Source organism: Sphingomonas sp. HF-S4, assembly GCF_032911445.1.
In the GTDB taxonomy this organism is placed as follows: Bacteria; Pseudomonadota; Alphaproteobacteria; order Sphingomonadales; family Sphingomonadaceae; genus Sphingomonas; species Sphingomonas agrestis.
In genome coordinates, this window is the sequence record NZ_JAWJEJ010000001.1 from 1,078,072 (window position 1) to 1,099,804 (window position 21,733).

General features: G+C 66.3%; 25 protein-coding genes and 1 tRNA gene. 11 read left to right on the forward strand and 15 right to left on the reverse strand.

Going from position 1 to position 21,733, the window contains the following annotated elements; genetic code table 11:
• Nucleotides 1-92: 92 nt before the first annotated feature.
• Nucleotides 93-1,745, forward strand: coding sequence for a ShlB/FhaC/HecB family hemolysin secretion/activation protein (locus tag RZN05_RS04495; protein ID WP_317225427.1), 1,653 nt, complete (start codon nt 93-95; stop codon nt 1,743-1,745).
• A gap of 435 nt (nt 1,746-2,180) precedes the next feature.
• Here the strand turns inward: RZN05_RS04495 and RZN05_RS04500 are convergent.
• From RZN05_RS04500 to RZN05_RS04525, 6 genes are all read right to left on the reverse strand, one after another.
• Nucleotides 2,181-2,256 (reverse strand) — tRNA-Lys (locus RZN05_RS04500).
• A 109-nt stretch (nt 2,257-2,365) separates the two neighbouring features.
• On the reverse strand, nt 2,366-3,463 hold the full coding sequence (gene rodA, locus RZN05_RS04505) for a rod shape-determining protein RodA (protein WP_394804780.1): 1,098 nt from the start codon (nt 3,461-3,463) through the stop codon (nt 2,366-2,368).
• 17 nt (nt 3,464-3,480) lie between these two features.
• Nucleotides 3,481-5,472 (reverse strand): penicillin-binding protein 2, encoded by a 1,992-nt coding sequence (gene mrdA / locus RZN05_RS04510; RefSeq protein ID WP_317225429.1) that lies wholly within the window; start codon nt 5,470-5,472, stop codon nt 3,481-3,483.
• Between the two features lies 1 nt (nt 5,473).
• Complete coding sequence (gene mreD, locus RZN05_RS04515) at nt 5,474-5,986, reverse strand: rod shape-determining protein MreD (RefSeq protein WP_317225430.1); 513 nt, start codon at nt 5,984-5,986, stop codon at nt 5,474-5,476.
• Nucleotides 5,983-6,885 carry a rod shape-determining protein MreC gene (gene mreC, locus RZN05_RS04520; RefSeq protein ID WP_317225431.1) on the reverse strand — a complete coding sequence of 301 codons (903 nt, stop codon included), beginning with the start codon at nt 6,883-6,885 and terminating at the stop codon, nt 5,983-5,985. Before mreC ends, mreD begins: the two co-directional genes overlap by 4 nt.
• 9 nt (nt 6,886-6,894) lie before the next feature.
• Nucleotides 6,895-7,935 (reverse strand): rod shape-determining protein, encoded by a 1,041-nt coding sequence (locus RZN05_RS04525; RefSeq protein WP_135983360.1) that lies wholly within the window; start codon nt 7,933-7,935, stop codon nt 6,895-6,897.
• A gap of 148 nt (nt 7,936-8,083) precedes the next feature.
• Here RZN05_RS04525 and mutL point away from each other — a divergent pair, with 148 nt between their 5' ends.
• Nucleotides 8,084-9,919, forward strand: coding sequence for a DNA mismatch repair endonuclease MutL (gene mutL / locus RZN05_RS04530; protein WP_317225432.1), 1,836 nt, complete (start codon nt 8,084-8,086; stop codon nt 9,917-9,919).
• Between the two features lie 138 nt (nt 9,920-10,057).
• Complete coding sequence (locus RZN05_RS04535; RefSeq protein WP_317225433.1) at nt 10,058-10,309, forward strand: hypothetical protein; 252 nt, start codon at nt 10,058-10,060, stop codon at nt 10,307-10,309.
• Between the two features lie 9 nt (nt 10,310-10,318).
• Here the strand turns inward: RZN05_RS04535 and RZN05_RS04540 are convergent, their stop codons facing one another.
• The 7 genes from RZN05_RS04540 to RZN05_RS04570 form a co-directional block, all read right to left on the reverse strand.
• Entirely contained in the window at nt 10,319-11,017 is a 699-nt protein-coding gene (locus RZN05_RS04540; RefSeq protein ID WP_317225434.1) for a CAP domain-containing protein, read from the reverse strand.
• 106 nt (nt 11,018-11,123) lie between these two features.
• A complete protein-coding gene (locus RZN05_RS04545) occupies nt 11,124-11,726 on the reverse strand; it encodes a CAP domain-containing protein (protein WP_317225435.1) in 603 nt (200 codons plus the stop codon).
• Between the two features lie 339 nt (nt 11,727-12,065).
• The gene (gene rplI, locus RZN05_RS04550; protein WP_317225436.1) at nt 12,066-12,668 is read right to left on the reverse strand and encodes a 50S ribosomal protein L9; all 603 of its coding nucleotides are present in this window, start codon (nt 12,666-12,668) and stop codon (nt 12,066-12,068) included.
• Nucleotides 12,669-12,679: 11 nt separating this feature from the next.
• The gene (gene rpsR, locus RZN05_RS04555) at nt 12,680-12,904 is read right to left on the reverse strand and encodes a 30S ribosomal protein S18 (RefSeq protein ID WP_010543816.1); all 225 of its coding nucleotides are present in this window, start codon (nt 12,902-12,904) and stop codon (nt 12,680-12,682) included.
• Between the two features lie 14 nt (nt 12,905-12,918).
• Nucleotides 12,919-13,320 (reverse strand): 30S ribosomal protein S6, encoded by a 402-nt coding sequence (rpsF, locus tag RZN05_RS04560; protein WP_317225437.1) that lies wholly within the window; start codon nt 13,318-13,320, stop codon nt 12,919-12,921.
• Between the two features lie 198 nt (nt 13,321-13,518).
• Nucleotides 13,519-14,040, reverse strand: coding sequence for an SPOR domain-containing protein (locus tag RZN05_RS04565; protein WP_317225438.1), 522 nt, complete (start codon nt 14,038-14,040; stop codon nt 13,519-13,521).
• 114 nt (nt 14,041-14,154) lie between these two features.
• A complete protein-coding gene (locus RZN05_RS04570; RefSeq protein ID WP_317225439.1) occupies nt 14,155-14,532 on the reverse strand; it encodes an RcnB family protein in 378 nt (125 codons plus the stop codon).
• A 244-nt stretch (nt 14,533-14,776) separates the two neighbouring features.
• Here RZN05_RS04570 and fabD point away from each other — a divergent pair, with 244 nt between their 5' ends.
• From fabD to mltG, 7 genes are all read left to right on the forward strand, one after another.
• Nucleotides 14,777-15,712 (forward strand): ACP S-malonyltransferase, encoded by a 936-nt coding sequence (gene fabD, locus RZN05_RS04575; RefSeq protein WP_317225440.1) that lies wholly within the window; start codon nt 14,777-14,779, stop codon nt 15,710-15,712.
• Between the two features lie 43 nt (nt 15,713-15,755).
• Nucleotides 15,756-15,998: a GxxExxY protein gene (locus RZN05_RS04580; RefSeq protein ID WP_317225441.1), complete on the forward strand. Its 243-nt coding sequence runs from the start codon at nt 15,756-15,758 to the stop codon at nt 15,996-15,998.
• 15 nt (nt 15,999-16,013) lie between these two features.
• Nucleotides 16,014-16,751 (forward strand): 3-oxoacyl-[acyl-carrier-protein] reductase, encoded by a 738-nt coding sequence (gene fabG, locus RZN05_RS04585; protein ID WP_317225442.1) that lies wholly within the window; start codon nt 16,014-16,016, stop codon nt 16,749-16,751.
• A gap of 2 nt (nt 16,752-16,753) precedes the next feature.
• Nucleotides 16,754-17,278 (forward strand): hypothetical protein, encoded by a 525-nt coding sequence (locus tag RZN05_RS04590; protein WP_317225443.1) that lies wholly within the window; start codon nt 16,754-16,756, stop codon nt 17,276-17,278.
• A gap of 100 nt (nt 17,279-17,378) precedes the next feature.
• On the forward strand, nt 17,379-17,627 hold the full coding sequence (locus RZN05_RS04595; RefSeq protein WP_056612581.1) for an acyl carrier protein: 249 nt from the start codon (nt 17,379-17,381) through the stop codon (nt 17,625-17,627).
• 140 nt (nt 17,628-17,767) lie between these two features.
• Nucleotides 17,768-19,027: a beta-ketoacyl-ACP synthase II gene (gene fabF / locus RZN05_RS04600; protein ID WP_317225444.1), complete on the forward strand. Its 1,260-nt coding sequence runs from the start codon at nt 17,768-17,770 to the stop codon at nt 19,025-19,027.
• Nucleotides 19,028-19,031: 4 nt separating this feature from the next.
• Complete coding sequence (gene mltG, locus RZN05_RS04605; RefSeq protein WP_317225445.1) at nt 19,032-20,021, forward strand: endolytic transglycosylase MltG; 990 nt, start codon at nt 19,032-19,034, stop codon at nt 20,019-20,021.
• A 32-nt stretch (nt 20,022-20,053) separates the two neighbouring features.
• Here the strand turns inward: mltG and RZN05_RS04610 are convergent, their stop codons facing one another.
• Complete coding sequence (locus RZN05_RS04610; protein WP_317225446.1) at nt 20,054-20,662, reverse strand: NAD(P)-dependent oxidoreductase; 609 nt, start codon at nt 20,660-20,662, stop codon at nt 20,054-20,056.
• Nucleotides 20,663-20,765: 103 nt separating this feature from the next.
• Here RZN05_RS04610 and RZN05_RS04615 point away from each other — a divergent pair, with 103 nt between their 5' ends.
• Complete coding sequence (locus tag RZN05_RS04615; RefSeq protein WP_317225447.1) at nt 20,766-21,125, forward strand: winged helix-turn-helix transcriptional regulator; 360 nt, start codon at nt 20,766-20,768, stop codon at nt 21,123-21,125.
• Between the two features lie 9 nt (nt 21,126-21,134).
• Here RZN05_RS04615 and eda read toward each other — a convergent pair whose 3' ends face one another.
• A complete protein-coding gene (eda, locus tag RZN05_RS04620) occupies nt 21,135-21,725 on the reverse strand; it encodes a bifunctional 4-hydroxy-2-oxoglutarate aldolase/2-dehydro-3-deoxy-phosphogluconate aldolase (RefSeq protein WP_317227562.1) in 591 nt (196 codons plus the stop codon).
• Nucleotides 21,726-21,733 lie beyond the last annotated feature (8 nt).

A 21,733-nucleotide genomic window follows, 5' to 3' on the forward strand; every position in this document is an offset into this window, starting at 1 on the left:
GAGGGGCCGTTTCGGCATGTGGTTAACGCATTGATCTTTGAGGAAATCGTAACGGCTGGCGGGGTAGGGGGCTTCCAAAGGCTCCTTCCACCATGCAAGTTTCCCGTCTGTCTCTCCTCTCATTTGCCGCGCTACTGGCGTGTCTGTTCGGCGCTTCGGCGCACGCCCAGACGGCGCTCGATCGCGTACAGCCGCCGGTTGTCAGAGAGGAGCGCGCGCCCGACGCTGCCGCACCATCGAAGCCGGCGCGTATCGAAGTCGACGCCCCTCCGTCTGCTGCAAAACCAACCCGTTCGGTGCGCGCCGGTGCGATCGTTCTGCACGGGCTGCGCGCACTGGAACCGGGAGACTTCGCTGATATTCTCGCGACGCGCGTAGCGCAGACGCTATCGCCGGACGCGCTTTCCGAGCTGGCGAGCGCGATCGCCGCGCGTGCACGTGATCGCGGCTTCGTGTTCGCCTCTGCCTGGATCGGCGCGCAGCAGCTGCGAAACGGTGTGCTGACCGTTGAAGTGGAAGAGGGCCGGATCGATGAGATTCGTTTCGACGGTCCCGAGCAGGCCGCGGTGCGCGCCGCGCTGACCGCACTGACTAACGGCCTGCCGGTCCACATCGATGCGCTCGAACGGCGATTGTTGATCGCGGGGGACATCGATGGAGTTCGCATCAGCGGCACCCGATTCTTGCGCGAAGGGGGCAAAGGCGTGCTCCTGGTCAAGGCGACGGTCGATCGTATCGCAGTGCGCATGACCCTGGCGAATGAAGGCACCAGACCGGTCGGACCCGAGCAGCTGACATTGCAGGCCGACATCGCCGGGGTATTTGCCCATAACGATTCGATTTCGCTTACCTGGTCCGAAACGCCGGCCGAATTCGGTGAGCTGCATTTCGGCCGCGTGCGCTATGAGAAGCGGATTAGCCGCAGCGGGACCGAGCTCGCGCTGAGCGCCAGCGGTTCGGTCGCACGACCTGGCGCGTATCTGAAGCCCTACGGCATCCGTAGCCGGAGCTGGTATGTCGGAGCGACGGCGCTTCAGCCGCTCTTGCGGCGGCGCGCTGCGAGCTTGTGGTTCGAAGGCGAACTGGGCGTGCGCAACCTGTCGCAGCAGCGTAAGGGAACGCAGGTCCGCGACGATCGCGTCGTTGCCGCCCGCACGACACTGTACGGCTACGCCGACGTGGCGGGGGGGAAGCTCCGCGCCAGCACCATCGTTTCGCAGGGTTTGGGTGTCTTCGGTTCGACTCTGGCTGGCGACCCGCTTGCCTCGCGCTGGGACGCGGACGGCACCTTCACGACATTGAGTGGCTGGGCCGACTGGACCCGCGACCTCGGCGATGCCTTCAGCCTGCGGCTCTCGATGATCAGCCAGCTTTCGTCGGATCCGCTGCTGATAAGCGAGGAGATTGGCCTTGGCGGAAGCGGCTTCCTGCGGGGCTACGACTGGTCCGAGCGCAGCGGCGATGAAGGCGTCGCCGGCCTCGTTGAGCTGCGCTATGGCCTTGAGCGACCGCTGGGCCTAGTGCGTCGTGCGCAGCTCTACGCCTTTGCCGATGGCGGCAAGGTCACCAACCACGCGGCCGGGTTCGGGAGTGGCTCGCTGGCGTCGGCGGGTGGCGGCATTCGTACAGACGTGACCCGCAGCTTCGGCGCCAACCTGGAAGTGGCGATGCCGCTCACCGGAGCACGCTATGACACCATTGACGAGACGCCGAAGATCAACTTCAGGTTGGTGAAATCGTTTTAGCCGGCTGATGGAAGTTTCCGGCGTTTCGGTTTGCTCCGCTGTTTACAGCGGGTCTTGCTCGATGCTTGCTGGCGGCATGGGGACGGCGGTCTCCCCACGAGGCGTCAGCCGAAGAATCGCGTCCTGCATATACCGAGGGACGCTGCATGCCATCGTTGAACCATATCGCTCCCGACAAAGTGGTGCGCCTGATTGGCATTCCCACTTCGCCTAGTATCATCGATTTCCGCGTTGCCAGCGAGGCGACGCTGATTCCCGGTTCGATCCCACCGGCTGTCGCAGCTGTTGCAGGATTTCCAGCAGGTCCGCATTTCGATCGACCGGCGGGATGACGTGCTGAATGCGCACGCGCGCAGAACGAGGCGAGCCTAGGGTCGGTCACCATCGGGACGGGCGTTGGCTGTCGAGCCAATGCCTTGATATATAACAGGAAAATGGTGGACGCACTTGGGCTCGAACCAAGGACCCGCTGATTAAGAGTCAGCTGCTCTACCAACTGAGCTATGCGTCCATTCCGGTGCTTGTCGGCGCCCTTGGTGAGTGCGCCGCCGCGTTTGGAGGGGCGCGGTTAGCAAAGGTTTCGGGCATTGCAAACCCTAAAATGCGTTCCCGCCGAAATTCTACCAACGCTGCTTGCGTCGGCTCTCGCGATCGATCGACATCAGGATGCCGAAGCAGATCATGAAGGTCATCTGCGCGGTGCCGCCAAAGCTGATCAGCGGCAGCGGAATACCCACCACCGGCGCCAGCCCCATCACCATCAGCATGTTGATCGACGAATAGAAGAAGATCGTCGCCGAAAGCCCCGCGGCGGTCAGCCGGCCGAATCGGGTCTTGGCGCGCATGCTTACGCTGATCCCCCAGCCGATCAGGAAGGCGAAGGCGAGGATGACGAAGAATCCACCCATCAGCCCCCATTCCTCCATCATCGTCGCCAGCGCGAAATCGGTATGCCCCTCCGGGAGATAATCGAGATGGCTCTGGGTGCCGTTGAGGAATCCCTTGCCGAAGATGCCGCCGGATCCGATCGCGATCTTCGACTGACTGATGTGATAGCCGGTGCCTAGCGGGTCGCTCTCGGGGCTCATGAAGGTGAGCACGCGGTTGCGCTGGTAGTCGTGGAGCACGAAGTTGACGATCACCGGGATCGCCGCCCCCAGCGCCAGCCCGCCGCCGATGAACAGCCGCAGCGGGATGCCGGCGAGGAACATCACTGCGACGCCCCCTCCGGTGATCATCAGCGCCGTGCCGAGATCGGGCTGGAGCATCACCAGCGCCGCCGGAAGCCCGATCAGCACCGCGCCCGGCCAGATCGCGCCGAACTTACGGATCTCGCTCGCCGGCAGGATCTCGTAGAATCGCGCCATCGTCAGCACGATGAACGGTTTCATCAGCTCGGAGGGCTGCAATCGGATGAAGCCGAGGTCGAGCCAGCGCTGACTACCCCCGGCGACCGCGCCGAGCGCCTCGACCCCGATCAGCATCAGCAGGATCACCGCATAGGCCGGGAACGTCCCGATCGCCCACCAGCGCTCGGGCACGCGCGACAGCGCGATCGCCATGCCGAAGAACACGAAGAAGCGGATACCCTGCGAATAGGCCCAGGGCTGGAGCTTTCCGCCCGCCGCCGAATAGAGCACCACCAGACCGAAACAGCCGATCCCCAGGACAAGCAGCAGCACCTTCCAGGGAAGCTGGGCGAGGGGGGCAGGGACCATGCCTGGGCCGAGGGTGCTCATTCGATGCCTGTCTGGTTGCGCGTGGCGACGTCGCCGAGCGGCACGGTCGCGTTGGCGGCTTCGGAGACGACGTTGCTGGCTGCCGCGGCCGGATCCTCGGGGACTGGCGGCGGTGGAGCGGCGCGCGCAGCGTTATACGCCGCGGCCTTCTTCGCCATCCGTGTCGCGATGTCGCCGCCCCAGCCGGCCTCGAGCTCGGTGAGGCGCGTCATCGCCTTCTCGCGATCGAACAGCCAGGTGAGCACGTCCTTGGCAACCGGCGCTGCGGCGCGGGCACCGCCCATGCCATGCTCGATCACCACCGAGGCGGCGTAGCGCGGGTTGTCGACCGGCGCGAAGCAGACGAACAGGCCGTGATCGCGATACTTCCAGGCGCCGCCCTGGCCGCGATTCGCATCCATGATGCGGCGGACCTGCGCGGTGCCGGTCTTGCCGCCCATGCGGATGTTGGGGAAGGGGAGCTTCGACGCGCCCGCGGTGCCGTGGCCGTTGACCACTTCGTCCATTCCCCCGCGCACGATCGCGAGATGCTCGGGCGGGAAGGGCAGCGGCGGATAGTTGCGCGCCGCCGCGTGAAGAAGCGAAGGCTCGACCAGCCTGCCCGACGCGATGCGCGCAGCAGACAGCGCAAGCTGGAACGGGCTGACCAGCACATATCCCTGGCCGATCGCGGCGTTCAGCGTGTCGGACTGAGTCCAGGTCTGCTTGTACTTGCGCTGCTTCCAGGCCTCGTCTGGAATGGTGCCGTAGCGCTGCGACGGCACGGGAAGCTCGAACTCGGCGCCGAAGCCGAGCGCGCGAGCTGCTGCGGCGATGCGATCGATGCCGATCTCACGGCCGACCGTATAGAAATAGGTGTTGCAGCTCCGCGCGATCGCCGTGTGCATCGTCATCGGGCCGTGGCGGCCGAGGCAGCCGAAGCGGCGATTGCCCAGCGTATAACCACCATTGCAATAGACGGTGCGCGTGGGATCGATCCCGGCGGTCAACGCCGCGAGCGCGGTCGCCGGCTTGAAGGTCGATCCGGGCGGGTAAAGGCCCTGCAGCGTCTTGTTCATCAGCGGGAGATGGTCGTCCTCCGACAGCATCTTCCATTCGCTGTTGCTGATCCCGTCCGAGAAGGAATTGGGATCATAGGCCGGCATCGACACGATCGCGAGGATATGGCCGGTCAGGCAGTCGAACACCGTGACCGAGCCCGATTCCTCGCCCAGGCGCCGTGCGGCATAGTCCTGGAGGCCGGCGTCGATCGTCAGCTTGATCGTCTCACCCGGCACGTCTTCGCGGGTGGCGAGCTCGCGGACCAGCTTGCCGCGCGCAGTCACTTCGACGCGCTTGGCCCCGGGCTTGCCGCGCAGCCGATCCTCCAGCGTCTTCTCCAGCCCGTCCTTGCCCAGCTTGAAGCCGGGCGTGACCATCAGCGGGTCCTTGGTCGCCTTGAACTGCTCGGCCGAGGCGGCGCCGACATAGCCCACGAGGTGCGCGACCCCGGCACCCAGCGGATAGTTGCGCGCGAAGCCGCGGGTCGGCGCCACGCCGGGCATCTCGGGGGTGCGCACGCTGATCGCGGCGTACTGCTCCCAGTTGAGGTTCTCCTTGACCTGGACCGGCTGGAAACCGGCGGCGCGCTCGATATCGGTATCGATCCGGGCCATGTCCTCGGGAGTCAGCGCCAGGATCTGCTGCAGCGTCGCGAGCGTCTCTGCACGCTTCTCGAGCCGATCCGGGATCAGGTCGACGCGGAAATCGGTGCGGTTGTTCGCGATCGGCTGGCCGTTGCGATCGACGATCCAGCCGCGGCGCGGCGGGCTGAGCGTCAGGTTGACGCGGTTGCTCTCGGCAAGCAGTTTGTAGCGCTCGTTCTCGAACACCGAGAGCCAGGTCATCCGCCCGGCGAGCACCAGCGCGACGCTGCCTTGCAGTCCGCCCATCAGCAACGCGCGGCGCGAGAAGCTGTAGGTCTGTGCGGCTTCGTTGACCCGTGCCACCTCAGCGCTTCCTGACGTCGCTGTCGAGCCAGGCGCAGAGCCGGTAGATCAGCGGAAAGAGGGCGGCCGAAGCGACGAACTGGAACAGCAGTGCCGTGTCGACATGCGCGCCGAAGGGCGACGCGACCAGCCGCCCGGCGATCAGGCAGAAGCCGATCGCGCCCGAGGCTACCAGCCAGTCCTGCCAGAAATCGCGCCATACCAGCCGCGTGTCGAGCACGTCGATCACCAGCACGCACAAGGTCCATAGCAGCATCGCCGAGCCGAGCGGCTGGCCGCTGACCATATCGTCGAAGAACCCGAGCAGTACCGGCACCCAGACGCGCATCGAATCGCCGCGCACCATTCGCCAGCCGAGCAACACCATCAGCCCGAACGGCGGCAGGAACGGCACCACTGCGACTACGGGTAGCAGCGTCATCAGCGAACCGAGCACCACCGAAAGCGGCGCGAGCCACACCGCGCGGGGGGGCTTTTCCGAATGCCCCATCGGGAGGAACTCGACCGGGTTCACTGCGCAGCCTTGGGCTGCGCCGTCGGCGACGCGGACGGGGTGGGGGAGGGCGCCGGCTCGGGAAGGAATGCCGCCTGGACCAGCGCGAAGTCGAGCGCGTCGGGATCGGCGGAGGGCTTGGCGATCGCGACATCGCCCTGGCTGCGGACGACCTGCGCCACCGGAACGTCGGGTGGGAAGATGCCACCGGTGCCCGAAGTGACGAACGCGTCGCCCGGCTGGAACCCCATCGCCGCCATGCTCGCCGAGCGGATGTCGATCAGCCCGTCGCCGCGGCCCGACGCGATCGCCGGCAGTCCGTCGCGGACGCGACGAACCGGCACGATGCTCTCGGGATCGGTGAGCAGCAGCACGCGTGCGGTATTCGGGCTGGTCTCCAGCACCTGTCCGATCAGCCCGCCCGGATCGCGCACCGGCTGGCCCCGCTTCACGCCCTGCCACGATCCGGCATTCAGCGTGGCGAAGCGCCGCGTGCTCGACGACGAACTCGCAACCAGCCGCGCCGCGACGACGGCGTCGGTGGCGACGTCACGCAGCTTGACCAGGTCGCGCAGGCGGCGGTTTTCGCGTTCCAGGGTCTGCGCGCGCGCCAGGGCGGGCGCATCCTTTGCAATCCGATCCTTGAGCGCGGCATTCTCGCCATGCACGGCGAAATAGCTCCCGATACCTTCGGGGATCCCCCAAAGCCCGCGGCGCATCCAGTGCAACCCAGATGCGATCGGCGTCGTCACTTCGGCGAACACGCCGCGCACCGCCGCGAAGGCGGGCGGATTAAAGGTCGAGAGCAACAGCAGCACCGCGCCGATCAGCCCGCCGCCGATCAGCCCCACATAGCCGATGAAGAGCCCGTATTGCGCCCGTCGCGAAAACCCGGGGCGCCGGTTGCGTGGCGGCGCCATCCCTAGCCCTTAGACCTGGATCAGCACGCCACGGAACACGGGATCCTCGAGCGCGCGTCCGGTGCCGAGTGCGACGCAGGTCAGCGGATCCTCGGCCACGGTGACCGGCAGGCCGGTCTCGTCGCGAAGCACTTCGTCGAGCCCCTGGAGCAGCGCGCCGCCGCCGGTGAGCACGATGCCCTGGTCGACGATGTCGGCGGCAAGCTCGGGCGCGGTGTTCTCGAGCGCGATGCGGACGCCCTCGACGATCGTGCCGACCGGTTCGCTCAAAGCCTCGGCGATCTGGCCCTGATTGATCTGGATTTCCTTGGGCACGCCGTTGACGAGATCGCGGCCCTTGATGTGGATCGTGGTGCCGATGCCATCGACCGGGGGCTTGGCGACCCCGACTTCCTGCTTGATCCGCTCGGCGGTGGCTTCGCCGATCAGCAGGTTATGATTGCGGCGGACGTACGAGACGATCGCCTCGTCCATCTTGTCGCCGCCGACGCGGACCGACGTGGAGTAAGCGAGGCCGCGCAGCGAGAGCACCGCGACCTCAGTAGTGCCGCCGCCGATATCGACGACCATCGAGCCGATCGGCTCGGTCACCGGCATGTCGGCGCCGATCGCCGCGGCCATCGGCTCCTCGATCAGCCAGACCTGCGAGGCGCCGGCGTTCGACGCGGCATCACGGATCGCGCGGCGCTCGACCGAGGTCGAGCCCGAGGGCACGCAGATCACGATCTGCGGCCAGCGCATGAAGCGGCGCTGCCCGTGCACCTTCTGGATGAAGTGCTTGATCATCTGCTCGGCGACATCGATGTCGGCGATCACGCCGTCGCGAAGCGGGCGAATCGCCTCGATCGAGCCGGGGGTCTTGCCCATCATCAGCTTGGCGTCGTCGCCAACGGCCTTGACCCGCTTGACGCCGTTGAGCGTCTCGACCGCCACTACCGACGGCTCATTGAGCACGACGCCGCGGCCGCGCAGATAGACGACGGTATTCGCAGTGCCGAGATCGATTGCCATGTCGTGCGACATGAATTTGAAAAAGCGGGAAAAAGCCATTCGTTGTTCCGTCCTGCCGATCGGGCGCCCGCCGCCGGCTGTTACGCACCAGATTTTAGCCCGTACCCTTCCGGAACGGACAAAAATCCATCTCGGTGCATGCGCTTGCGGGTCGCGGGATGCCGCCCGTTGGGCTAGACAGACTGCCATGTCAATACGCCGTCTCCCCGAGCATCTTGTCAACCGAATTGCAGCCGGCGAAGTGGTCGAACGCCCTGCCAGCGCGCTGAAGGAACTGGTCGAAAACGCCATCGACGCCGGCGCGTCGCGGATCGCGGTGCGTCTCGCTGCCGGGGGCACCGAATTGATCGAGGTCATCGACGATGGCTGCGGCATGGCGCCCGCCGATATGGCGCTCGCACTGGAGCGCCACGCGACCTCGAAGCTCCCCGACGATGCGATCGAGGCAGTCGAGACGCTCGGTTTTCGCGGCGAGGCGTTGCCGTCGATCGCCAGCGTCGCGCAGCTGACGATCGAGAGCCGGGTCCGCGGCGCCGATGGCTGGTCGCGCACCGTCGACAATGGCGAAGTCGTCGCTGAGGGGCCCGCCGCGCTGCCGCCGGGGACGCGCGTTCGCGTCGAGCAGTTGTTTGCGCGCGTGCCGGCGCGGCGGAAGTTCCTGCGCTCGGCGCGTGCCGAATATGGCGCCAGCATGGACGTGGTGAAGCGCCTGGCGATGGCGCGGCCCGATATCGGCTTCTCGGTCGAGCATGACGGGCGCCGTGCACTGTCCGTCCAGCCTGGCGAGACCAGGCCCGAGCGCGTCGCCGGGCTCACCGATCGCGACCTCGCCGACAACAGCGTCGCGATCGATTTCCACCGCGAGGATCTCGTTCTCGGCGGGGTCGCCGGGCTTCCGACCTTCAACCGCGGCGTGGCCGACCACCAATATCTCTTCGTCAACGGCCGCCCGGTGAAGGATCGCCTCCTCGTCGGCGCGGTTCGCGGCGCCTATGCCGAGATGCTCGCCCGCGACCGGCATCCGGTAGCCGCGCTGTTCCTCGAAATTCCGCACGATCAGGTCGACGTAAACGTCCATCCGGCCAAGACTGAGGTTCGCTTCCGCGATCCGGCGCTGGTGCGCGGGATGATCGTCAGCGGGTTGCGCAGGGCGCTCGACGAGGCCGGTCACCGCAGTGCCCAGCGCCCGAGCGAGGCCGCGCTCGGGATGTGGCAACCGGGAACTTTCGCAAGCCCCTCCTCTTCAGGGGAGGGATTGGGGTGGGGCCTGTCCGCAGGCGCCGGTCTGGGTGAGACCTCCCACACCCCTTACCCCTCCCCTGAAGGAGAGGGGCTGGCATATTATTCCGGCGCTGGTGTTCGCGAACACCGCCCCACCTTCTTTACCCCGCCGCCCCAGGCACGCGCCGAGCCCGCCACCCAGCCCGTGCCCGAGACGATCGACCACCCGCTCGGCGTCGCGCGTGGGCAGGTCGCCAAGACCTATATCGTCGCCGAGGCCGAGGATGGCCTCGTGCTGGTCGACCAGCACGCCGCGCACGAGCGGCTCGTCCTCGAACGCATGCGCCGCGCGATGCAGGGGGGCGGCGTCGCGAGCCAGGCGCTGCTCCTCCCCGAAGTGATCGAGCTCGACGAGCCCGCCTGCGACCGGCTGGAGGCACGGATCGCCGAGCTGGCCGAGTTCGGGCTCGAGCTCGAACGCTTCGGCCCGCGCGCGATGCTGGTGCGCGCCACCCCCGCGATGCTCGGGACCAAGGACGTGATCGGCCTCGTCACCGATCTTGCCGACGAGCTTGCCAGCTTCGACGAGGCGCTGAGCCTCAAGGAGAGGATCGACCATGTTGCCGCGACGATGGCGTGCCACGGCTCGGTCCGCGCAGGGCGCATCCTCTCGGTCCCTGAGATGAACGCACTGCTCCGCGAGATGGAAGTCACCCCCCATTCGGGCCAGTGTAACCACGGCCGCCCGACTTGGGTGAAGCTCGCGCACGGTGATATCGAGAAGCTGTTCGGGCGAAAGTGACAGCGCAGCGGCGCATAACACTACGGCATATCTTATGTAAGAGTGCGCAGCCACCGCCCGCTATACGTGGAGAGTTGAGCATGATATGCGCGACTCTTCACAATAGGGAAGTACGAGATGTTGGTCCGCACGTCGGCAATGGTCGCCGCGATCTGCCTGTTTTCGAGCGTGTCGATCGCGCAAGACGCTGCGCCGTCACCGGCCGAGCCGAAGCCGGCCAAGGAAAAGATGATTTGCCGCTCCCAGGTTGCGACCGGCAGCTTCATGACCAAGCGCGTCTGCCATACCAAGGCGGAATGGGCCCGGATCAATGGTGCCAATGAGCAGCATACCGATGGCTTCCGCGATCGCAGCAGCCGCGGCGGCATGCTGGCGGCGCCTGGCGATTAATCAGTCTGCTTAGCGCGCGCGGGCCTGGCCCGGCACCGCGCGCGTCGCCGCGCTTGCCGAGCGCGACAGGTCGGGCGCGCCGTCGATCGTGCCGGCCAGGTCGACCACGCACATATGGCCGTAGCGGCGGTGTCCGCCGCAGCCGACCCCGGCGAAACGGAAGTTGTTCTGGAACAGCAGCGTGCGGTGGCCGCGCCCCGGCACGCCGTCATCGACGACCATCTGGCGGACCACGGCGTCGGCATCGGCCATGCCGTAGGAGATGCTCTCGCCGACGAAGACGTTGCCGCCGCGCCGACGGACGCGCTCGCTCGGGCCGGCGCCATCGCGCGAGACATGCCCGGTCGCGCCCAGCGCGCCCTGGTCTTCGGCATGATCACGCGCAGCGAGCGCGAGCAGGTCGCCATGATCGAGCGCGGGCAGCGGCGCCTGGCGTTCGAGGAAGTCGATCGCCTCGTCGACCGCAGCGATTCCCTCGCGTGTGTAGATGCCGTTGAAGTCCCCGGGGAGATAAAGGATGTCGCCATCGAAATAGCGGCGATAGTCGCGCAATTCCTCGGCATAGGCGCGCGGGTTCTGGCGGGCGTGATTGATCCGTTCGAGCACCTGCGCTTCGAGCGGCCGGCGGCGTGGCGTGCCGTCATTGGCCGCGGCCGGCAGGGCGACGCAGGCCGCAAGCCCGACGATGGCGAGATGCACGATATGCATGGCGTTCCCCCCGAACCTCCGTCGCGCCCACCGCGCGCCGAATGCCGATGATGACGGGAAATGCCCTAACGCGTTGGCAAGCCGCGCGGATATTCCGGAGTTAACCCTAGCGCCGCCCGTCCGGGTGCCGCGCGAATTCGGCGACGCACATCGTGCGATAGACTTTATGCGGTCCGCAACGCACGCCGACATGGCGCATCTCGGCGGCGAATACGGTGCGGCGATGCCCGCGCCCCGGCACGTCGTCGTCGACGATCAACTGCCGTACGACTTCGACTGCCGAGGGTGGGCCATAGGTGATCGTCTCGGCGACGTAATCGCCGCCGCCCGCACGGCGTGCACGATCACGCGGATCGTCGCCGTTCTCGGAGAAATGGCCGGTCGCGCCACGCGGTCCCTGTTCGGCGACGTGCAGCCCTGCGGTCTCGGCGAGCAGGCGGGCAGGGGAGAGCGCCGGCAGCGGCGGCTGGCGCTCGAGAAACGCGATCGCCTCGTCGACGGCGACGACCCCCTCGCGCGTGCGCAGCCCCTCGGGCTTGGCGGGATAGTAGACGATCTTGCCACGGAACTGGCGGCGATAGGCGCGCAGTCGCTTGGCATAAGCCTTTGGATTTGCGCGGACGAAATTGAGTTCGGTGACGATCTCGCGTTCGAGCCGGTCGGCAGGCGCGGTAATTGCCGCGGCGAGGGGGAGGAGAGCGACCAGCATTCGGATCGCACTAGGTGCGGCCCCTGCCTGAACGCAAGCCGAACCGCGTAGTCAGCCGGCTGCAACCTTGTTAGCCACGGCTCGTTGAACCCACGAATTGTCGAACAAAGGTTGTCCGATGGCCAAGTTTCTGCCCGTATTTCTCGCCCTGATCCCGCTCGCCGCAGTGATCGGCGCCTGCGTTTCGTGCCCGTAACGGCGCCTGCAACCCTTCTCCACGAAAGAAACTGGGCCCGCAGCGCCGCTGCCGCGGGCCCTTTTCTTTGCCGTTTCGGGCACACAAAGAAAAGGCCGCCCCGGAAAGCTCCGGGACGGCCTTTTCTTTGGATCGGCGAAGGCTCAGCCCTCGGCGTTCTCGCCTTCGGTCGACTCTTCGCGCACTTCGGCGGTCGCGCCCGGCTCGGCGTTGGGATCGTAATCCTCGACGAAGCCCGCCTCGTCCTTTTCGAACATCGACGCCATGACGTCGACGCCCTGTGCCTGCATCTCAGCCTCTTCGGGCGAGCGGGCGACGTTGACCTTGACGGTCACCGACACCTCGGGGTGCAGCGCAACCTTGACCTCGTACACGCCGATCGACTTGATCGGCTTGTCGAGCACGACCTGTGCCTTGGTGACCTTGTGGCCATCGGCCGTGATCGCCTCGACGAGATCGCGCACTGCGACCGAACCGTAGAGCTGTCCGGTGTTCGAAGCCTGGCGGATCAGCGTGACCGACACATCGTTGAAGTTGCCGGCTTCCTTCTCGGCCTCGCCGCGGCGCGCCGCGTTCTCGGACTCGATGCGGGCACGGTTGGCTTCGAAGACCTTGCGATTGGCTTCGTTGGCGCGCAGCGCCTTCTTGTTCGGGAGCAGGTAGTTACGGGCGAAGCCGTCCTTGACCTTCACCACGTCGCCGATGGCGCCGAGCTTCTCGACGCGTTCCAGCAGAATGACGTCCATTCTGGCGCTCCTTACTTAACGATGTAGGGCAGCAGGCCCAGGTGACGGGCGCGCTTGATGGCCTGGGCCAGCTCGCGCTGCTTCTTCGCGCTCACCGAAGTGATGCGCGACGGGACGATCTTGCCGCGCTCGGACACGAAGCCCTGGAGCAGACGAACGTCCTTGTAATCGATCCGGGGAGCGTCCTTCGCGGAGAAGGGGCAGCTCTTGCGGCGGCGGAAAAACGGGCGTGCCATGGTCTATATGCTCCTTATTCGCTGCCGCCGCCGAAACCGGTGTTGCCACCGGCATCGTCGCGATCGCGACGGCCACGGCCGCGCTCGCGGTCCTGACCCTTGCGCATCATCACGCTCGGACCTTCTTCCAGCCCATCGACCTTGACGGTCATGTAGCGGATGACGTCTTCGTTGATCTGCGTCTGGCGCTCCAGCTCGGCGACAACGCCTGCCGGCGCGTCGATCTCGAGCATCACGTAATGCGCCTTGCGGTTCTTCGCGATGCGATAGGCGAGGCTGCGGAGGCCCCAGGTCTCGGTCTTGACGACCTTGCCCTTGTTGTCCTCGATGATCTTGGTGGCGGCTTCCGCCAGGGCGTCCACTTGCGCCTGCGCCAGATCCTGGCGCGCAAGGAACACGTGCTCGTATAGAGCCATGTATTCTCTTCCATGTTGGCCGATCGCTGACGCCGCCCCGTGCGGCGCCCCTCCGGCTGTCGTCTCAAAAACAAGCGGGGGCGGAGAACGCGTCTCCACCCCGGCTGGCACCGCCTATGCGGGCAACGCGGCGCAAATGCAAGGGATAAGCGCGGGGCATTTGCGCGCGCCGGCGAAGGCCGGAACGCACAAATTCGGTCAGATTGCCCGGCGCAAGAAGCAATCCACGCCATTCGCCATCGCCCGGGCGCACAATCCCTCGATCTCGGCCCGAAGCGCCGGCACGCTGTGCAGCCGATGCAAGGCACCCTCCTGCCGTACCACCACGATCACACCCGCCTCGACCAGTCGCGCGCGCTGTCGCTCCGCGGCCTCCGCAGAACCGAACGCACCGAGCTGCGCCTGCCAGGCCTCGCCCGGTGGGAGCGCGGCACCCGACTGCTGGACCTCGGCAAGTGCACGGCGCGCCTCGCGCTCTCGGCGCTGTACTTCGATCATCGCGCCGAGCGTGATGGTCGCGGGACGATCGATCTGATGCTCGGCCGCTCGGGTTCTGGTGGCTGCCACGGCGGGCGAGGGGGCCTGGCGCGACGCTTTGGCCATGCCGAGCACGGGCACGAGCGCCAGCAGCGGCAGGCTCGCCAGCGTCGCAAACAGCCAGGTGCGCCGGCGCGGGCGCTGGATCAGGGCAATCGGAAAGAGGGAATCGGTGTCGTTCACGCGCGGCTCGTTACGGTTAACGACCATCAACGCACGAGCCCTGGAAATTTCCACTCCGGTCTCGAAAAGGGACGCAAAAACGGCGGAGCCCGGAGGCCCCGCCGTCTTTGTGGTTCAGCGGATCATGTTGGCGAATACGGCGCCGATAATGCCGCTGGTGATCGCGACCAGCACCGCGTCGTTGCCCGACTGGACATAGTGGTAGCCGCGCGGCGGGGCGCGTAGCCCGCGATACTGGCGATAGTCGATCTGGCGATAGTTCCGCGCATAGCGGCTGTCGAAGCGCTGGCCGCGCTGCCAGTTGCGGTTCTGATAGCCGCGGTTGTTGTAGCCATAGTCACGCTGCTCGGTGTGCCGGACGACGACATTGCCGTTGGGGCGTTCGCGGACGACGGTGCGCTCGGCACTGTAGCCGCGCTGCGGGGCTGCGGCGGCCATCGCCGGGGTGGCGGCGATCGAAGCGGCGACCAGACCGAGAATGAACTTCTTCATGACTGCTACTCCATTCAGGTTCGCGCCGTTGTGCGGCGTTGAGACCTATGTAGGAGTCGGTTGTCGCAGCCCTGTCCCGGCCAAGCGGCAAAATGGTCTCCAATTGTCGCAGTCGGGTCGGGTTCGTTCAGCTTTCTTCGCGCGGAGGCGCGGAGAGCGCTGAGAGGAAGTGGCCCGCGAACCAGGCTTGCGAGCGCGCGGCAACGGTTCTAGTCCGCGCCGCCTGAATTCAACGGAGAGCCATATGCGCGCATTCATCTTTCCCGGCCAGGGCAGCCAGGCGGTCGGCATGGGCGTCGCGCTCGCCGCGGCCAGCCCGCATGCGCGCGAAGTCTTCCAGGAAGTCGACGACGCGCTCGGCCAGAAGCTCTCGCAGATCATGGCCGAGGGCCCCGAGGACGAACTCACCCTTACCGCCAACGCCCAGCCGGCGATCATGGCCAATGCCATTGCGGTGCTGCGCGTGCTCGAGAAGGACGGCGGCATTCGCCTTGCCGACAAGGCCGATTTCGTCGCCGGCCACAGCCTTGGCGAATATACCGCGTTGTGTGCCGCGGGGGCGTTCGACCTCGCCACCACCGCGCGGCTGCTGCGCACGCGCGGCGATGCGATGCAGGCGGCGGTGCCGGTCGGCGTAGGCGCGATGGCGGCCTTGCTCGGTGCCGATCTCGACAAGGCGCAGTCGATCGCCGATGCCGCGGCACAGGGTGAGGTTTGTGCGGTCGCCAACGACAACGACCCTTCGCAGGTGGTGATCTCCGGCCATCTCGCTGCGATCGAGCGCGCCTTGCCGCTCGCCAAGGAAATGGGCGCCAAGCGTGCGTTGCTGCTCCCGGTCTCGGCGCCGTTCCACTGCCCGCTGATGCAGCCCGCCGCCGACGCGATGGAGGCGGCGCTTGCCGCGGTGGCGGTTCAGTCGCCGCTGGTGCCGGTCTATGCCAATGTCACTGCGTCGCCGGTCGCCGATCCCGCGACGATCCGCACGCTGCTGGTCGAGCAGGTTACCGGCATGGTCCGCTGGCGCGAGTCGGTGCTGGCGATGCAGGAAGCGGGCGTCACCGAGTTCGTCGAATTCGGCGGCAAGGTCCTCGCCGGCATGGTCAAGCGCATCGCCCCCGACGCCCTTACCACCAGCCTCGTCACGATGGACGACATCGAAGCGCTGGCTAAGACGCTTTGAGTAGAAGATAAGAGGTTCGCGCAGAGGCGCAGAGGACGATCGGTTGAAGGATATCGATCGGGTCAGTGGCGATGTTGTCGATGTGGCGATACGCTTGCATCGCGAGCTTGGCCCTGGATTGTTTGAAAGCGTTTATGAGGCTGTGCTCGCGGCGCGCCTTCGCGCAATGGGATATGCGGTAGCCACGCAGCGCGCGATCGATATCGAGTTTGAGGGCATCCGGCGGCTCGTCAATAATCACAACCCCTCTGCGTCCTCTGCGTCCTCTGCGCCTCTGCGCGAATAAAATAAGGATCAAAGCATGTTCGACCTCACAGGCATGACCGCCCTCGTTACCGGTGCTTCGGGCGGGATCGGTTCGGCGATCGCCAAGGCGCTGGCCGCGCAGGGCGCACGGCTTGCGGTATCGGGTTCGAATGCCGAGAAGCTCGAGGCGTTCCGCGCCGAACTGGGCGGCGACCATGTCGCGCTTCCCGCCAACCTATCCGACGCCGCCGAAGTCGATGCGCTCGTCCCCCAGGCAGTCGAAGCGCTCGGCAAGCTCGACATCCTCGTCAACAATGCCGGCGTCACCCGCGACAATCTCGCGATGCGGATGAAGGACGAGGAGTGGGACACGGTAATCCGCGTCAACCTGGAAGCTGCGTTCCGCTTGATGCGCGCCGCGGCAAAGCCGATGATGAAGGCGCGATTCGGCCGGATGATCTCGATCACCTCCGTCGTCGGTGCCACCGGCAATCCCGGCCAGGCGAACTACGCTGCGTCCAAGGCCGGGCTGGTCGGCATGTCCAAGGCGCTCGGCCAGGAACTCGCCAGCCGCAACATCACGGTCAATTGCGTCGCCCCGGGCTTCATCCGCAGCGCGATGACCGATGTCCTGCCCGAAGCGCAGAAGACCGCATTGCTCACCCGCATCCCCGCGGGCGACCTCGGTGCCGGCGAGGATATCGGCGCGGCGGTGGTCTATCTCGCCAGCAAGGAGGCCGGATACGTCACCGGGCAGACCTTGCACGTCAACGGCGGAATGGCGATGCTCTGAGCATGCGCATCCTCGCTCTCGGTCTGTGCCTGCTCGCGGCACCCGCTCATGCCGCGGACCTCGCGACGATCGACTGCGTCGCGGGCAAGCTCAGCCCGGCGGCTACCGCCAAGCTTCATGCCGATGTCTCGCGCAACATGGCCGAGAGCGGCAAGCGGCCGAGCTACGATCCCGCGGTCGGCGGCAGCATCGCCAGCGCCGCCGCGGCGTGCGGACTCGAGCATGACTGGTCCGAAGCGGCGGTAAAGGCGGCGCGGGTTTATACGCTCGCCAAGCTCGGCCTCTCCGTCGCCGAGCGGGTGATCGGCGAACGCGGCTTCGAGGCGGCGAGCCTCGAGGAGCGCTTCCTCGCGCTGCCCGAGGAAACCCGCAACCGCGCGCTCGCCCCGGCGGAGACCCAGGCGCTCGTGCGGGAATCGGTGACCGAGGAAGAAAAGCAGACGCGCGAGAATGCCGAGCTGCTGGCGGAATATTTCGCCTTCCTCAGCACGATCCAATATGCGAGCTTCGATTTTTCGCAGGCCTGAACATTTCGGCACTGCGGCGTGCCCCCTTGCAACGGCATCCCCGGCATTCTAGGTGCGTTCACAAGAAATTCAGAGCCCCAGACAAAGGAAAACAGGGACTATGGCCAACCAGGAAGAGATCACCCAGCGCGTTGCCGCGCTCGTCGTCGACCATCTCGGCGTTGATGCCGGCGAAGTGAAGCCCGAAGCGAGCTTCATCGACGATCTGGGTGCGGACAGCCTCGACATCGTCGAGCTGGTCATGGCTTTCGAAGAAGAGTTCGGCGTCGAGATCCCCGACGATGCAGCCGAGAAGATCACCACGGTCGGCGACGCGGTCTCGTACATCAGCGAGCATCAGGAAGGCTGATCGCCCTCCGGCGTCCTGCCCTGATGGGGCCGGCATTGCCATTCAGCGGCTTCCCGTCCGGGCTCGCGAGAGAGGGGCGGGGAGCCGTTTCGTTTTGAGGGATTTCTATCCCGCCGAGAGAAGTTGACGGAGAGAACGCCATGCGCCGCGTAGTCGTAACCGGCCTTGGGCTCGTCACCCCGCTGGGTGCCGATGTCGAGACGGCCTGGAAGAACATCATCGCCGCCAAGTCTGGCGCCGCGACGATCACGCGTTTCGACGCCACCGACTTTCACACCAATTATGCGTGTGAGGTGAAGGCGCCGGACCATGAATATGGCTTCGATCCGAGCAAGCGCGTCGACCACAAGATCCAGCGCCAAGTAGACCCCTTCATCGTCTACGGCATCGACGCCGCCGGACAGGCGATCGAGGACGCCGGGCTGCTCGACATGGACGAGGCGACCCGCTTCCGCGCCGGCTGCTCGATCGGCGCCGGGATCGGCGGCCTTCCGGGCATCGAGAGCGAATCGCTGGTGCTCGCCGAAAAGGGACCCAAGCGCGTCTCGCCGCACTTCGTCCACGGCCGCCTGATCAACCTGATCTCCGGCCAGGTCAGCATCAAGTACGGGCTGATGGGCCCCAACCACGCAGTCGTGACCGCCTGCTCGACCGGCGCGCATTCGATCGGGGACGCCGCGCGGATGATCGCGATGGACGACGCCGACATCATGCTCGCGGGCGGCGCCGAGGGCGCGATCTGCCCGATCGGCATCGCCGGCTTCGGCCAGGCGCGCGCACTGTCGACCGGCTTCCGCGACGATCCTACCAAGGCCAGCCGCCCCTGGGACCAGGACCGCGACGGCTTCGTGATGGGTGAAGGCGCCGGCGTGGTCGTGCTCGAGGAATATGAGCACGCCAAGAAGCGCGGCGCCAAGATCTATGCCGAGGTGATCGGCTACGGCCTGTCGGGCGATGCCTATCACGTCACCGCGCCGCATCCCGAAGGCTCCGGCGCGTTCCGCTCGATGCAGATGGCGATGAAGAAGTCCGGCCTCGACTTCGGCGACATCGATTACATCAACGCCCACGGCACCTCGACGCCGCTGGGCGACGAGCTCGAATTGGGCGGGGTCCGCCGGCTGTTCGGCAGCGCGATCGACACGCTGTCGATGAGCTCGACCAAGTCGGCGATCGGCCACCTCCTCGGCGGTGCCGGCGCAGTGGAGAGCATCTTCTGCATCCTCGCGCTGCGCGACCAGATCGTCCCGCCAACGCTCAACCTCGATAATCCGAGCGAGAACTGCGCGGGCGTCGATCTCGTCCCGTTCAAGGCCAAGGAGCGCAAGGTCAAGGCCGTGCTCAACAACAGCTTCGGCTTTGGCGGCACCAATGCCAGCCTGGTGATGAAGGCTGTCTGATCCCGTGCCTCCGCGTCGTCCGCGGAGGCGGGCAGGCGGCTGCGCGATCCTCGTCGTCCTGCTGCTGGTAGTGGCGGCGGGGTTCGGCGTGCTCCAGCTTTGGGCCGGCAGCGGGCCTTCGCGCGCCAACATGACCGTGCTGGTCCCGCAGGGCGCTAGCCTCAGCCAGGCGGCCGCCGAGCTCGAAAAGGCCGGCGCGATCCGCTCGGCTGGGCAGTTCGTGCTGCTCTCGCGCCTGCTCGGCGGCGGCAAGTCGATCAAGGCGGGCGAATATCGCGTGCCTGCCGGGCTTAGCCAGTCCGACCTGCTCAAGATGCTCCAGGGCGGCCAGACGCTCCAGCGCTTCGTCCGCGTGCCCGAGGGGACGCCGTCGATCGTCGTCTACGAAACGCTGATGAAGGCGCCTCAGCTCGACGGCCCGGTGAGCGTGCCCGCCGAAGGCTCGGTGCTGCCCGACAGCTATGCCTATAATCGCGGCGACACGCGGCAAGCGGTGCTGGATCGCATGCAGAAGGCGATGGACGCGTATCTCGCCAAGGCGTGGGAGCGTCGCAAGCCCGGCATTGCGGTGCAGACGCCGCAAGAGGCGCTGACGCTCGCCGCGATCGTCGAGAAGGAAACGAGCAAGCCCGAGGAGCGCCGGACGGTGGCTGCGGTCTATTCGAACCGGCTGCGCACCGGCATGATGCTCCAGGCCGATCCGACGATCATTTATCCGATCACCAAGGGCAAGCCGCTCGGCCGGCGCATCCTCCAGTCCGAGTTGCGCGCGAAGAACGCCTACAATACCTATGCGATGACCGGCCTGCCGGCTGGGCCGATCGCCAATCCGGGCAAGGAATCGATCGACGCGGTGCTCGATCCGGCCCAGTCGAGCGCGCTCTATTTCGTCGCCGACGGCACGGGCGGCCATGTGTTCGCGGACACCCTCGAGCAGCACAATGCGAACGTCCAGAAATGGTATGCCCTAAGGCGCGCGCGCGGGGAGATGTAAGGCGCGCCGCCTTCGCGACGCGCCCGATGCATTCAATATGCGGCGGTGAAGCGCGCGCGGCTGTGCTGGTGCCGTTCCAATTCATCGACCATCGCAACGGCATAGTCGGCGAAGCTGATCTTGCTGTCGCCGTTCGCATCGGTGACGAGCTGGTCCGTGCCGAGGCGATAGTTGCCAAGGCGCGGCCCTTCGAAGAGCAGCGCGGCGGGCGAGAAGAAGGTCCAGTCGATCGCTTTCTCGGCGCGCAGGGCGTCGAGAAATGCGATTCCGCCCAGGGCCATGCCCTTCCACTCTTCCGGAAACGCGGGATCGTCGATCACGCGCTTGCCAGGTGCGACCTCGAGGCTGGCCGCGCCGCCGGTGACCAGCAGCCGCGGCACTTCCGCCTCGCGTAGCGCCGTGAGCAGCGTGGCAGCAGGGATATCGAAATGCAGTGCGCTGACCACAGCATCGACGCCGCGGATCAATTCGATCAGCGCGGACGGGTCTGAGGCATCCCCCGCCTGTGCCGTGACGTTAGGTCGTTGCGGGATCGCCTCAGGCTTGCGGGCGATCGCGATCACTTCGTGCCCGCGTCCGGCGAGTTCCTTGACGATCTCCGATCCCGCGCGCCCGCTCGCCCCTAGAACCGCTACTTTCATGTCGATTGTCCTTAATGGTTTCCAATGGATACCAAGTCGACTATAGATATCGATCATGCAAGAAGGCACCTTGATGATAGATGGTTCCCCGGAGGAAACCTGCATGCGCGGCGACGTCTACGCCGCGAATTGCCCGACCCGTAAATTGCTCGATCGGATCGCGGACAAATGGAGCGTGCTGATCCTGCTTCTGCTGAGCGGCGAAGCCATGCGTTTCAACGCCCTCAAGCGGCGCGTCGAGGGCGTGTCGCAAAAGATGCTGAGCCAGACACTACGTTCGCTCGAACGCGACGGACTCGTCACCCGAAGCGTGATCGCGACGGTGCCCGTAACCGTTACCTATGCGATCACGCCGCTGGGCAGCGGCCTGATCGGATCCCTGCGGTCGATGATCGATTGGGCCGAAACCCATATGGGCGAGGTAACTGCAGCCCAACGCACCTACGACGATGCGCTGAACTGAAGCGATGGGTCAGTGCGCGAGGCTGGCCGCCTCACGGGCGAGTTGCTCGACCTCCGCATTGCCAGCGCCCTTGGGCGTGACCCAGCTGCCGCCGACGCAAAGCACGGGATCGAAGGCTAGCCAATCCGGCGCGGTGACAAGCGACACCCCACCGGTCGGGCAGAACTTCGCTTGATAGAAGGGGGCGGCGAGCGCCTTCAATGCCTTCAACCCGCCCGAAGTCTCGGCGGGGAAAAACTTGAAGTGCGTCAGCCCCAGATCGAGCCCGCGCATGATGTCGCCGGCATTGGCAACGCCAGGCAGGAACGGCACGCCGCTGTTGATGATCGGCTGGGCCAGCCGCTCGGTCAGCCCAGGCGAGACGATGAACTCGACGTCCGCGTCCATCACCTGCTTGAATTGGTCGGTGTTGACGACGGTGCCGGCGCCGACGATCGCGCCCTCGACCTTCTTCATTTCGGCGATTGCCTCGATCGCCGCGCCGGTGCGCAGCGTCACTTCGAGCACGCGCAGCCCGCCCTTGACCAGCGCCTCGGCGAGCGGACGGGCGTGCGCCGCGTCCTCGATCACCAGCACCGGGATCACCGGGGCCGTGCGCATGATGTCGG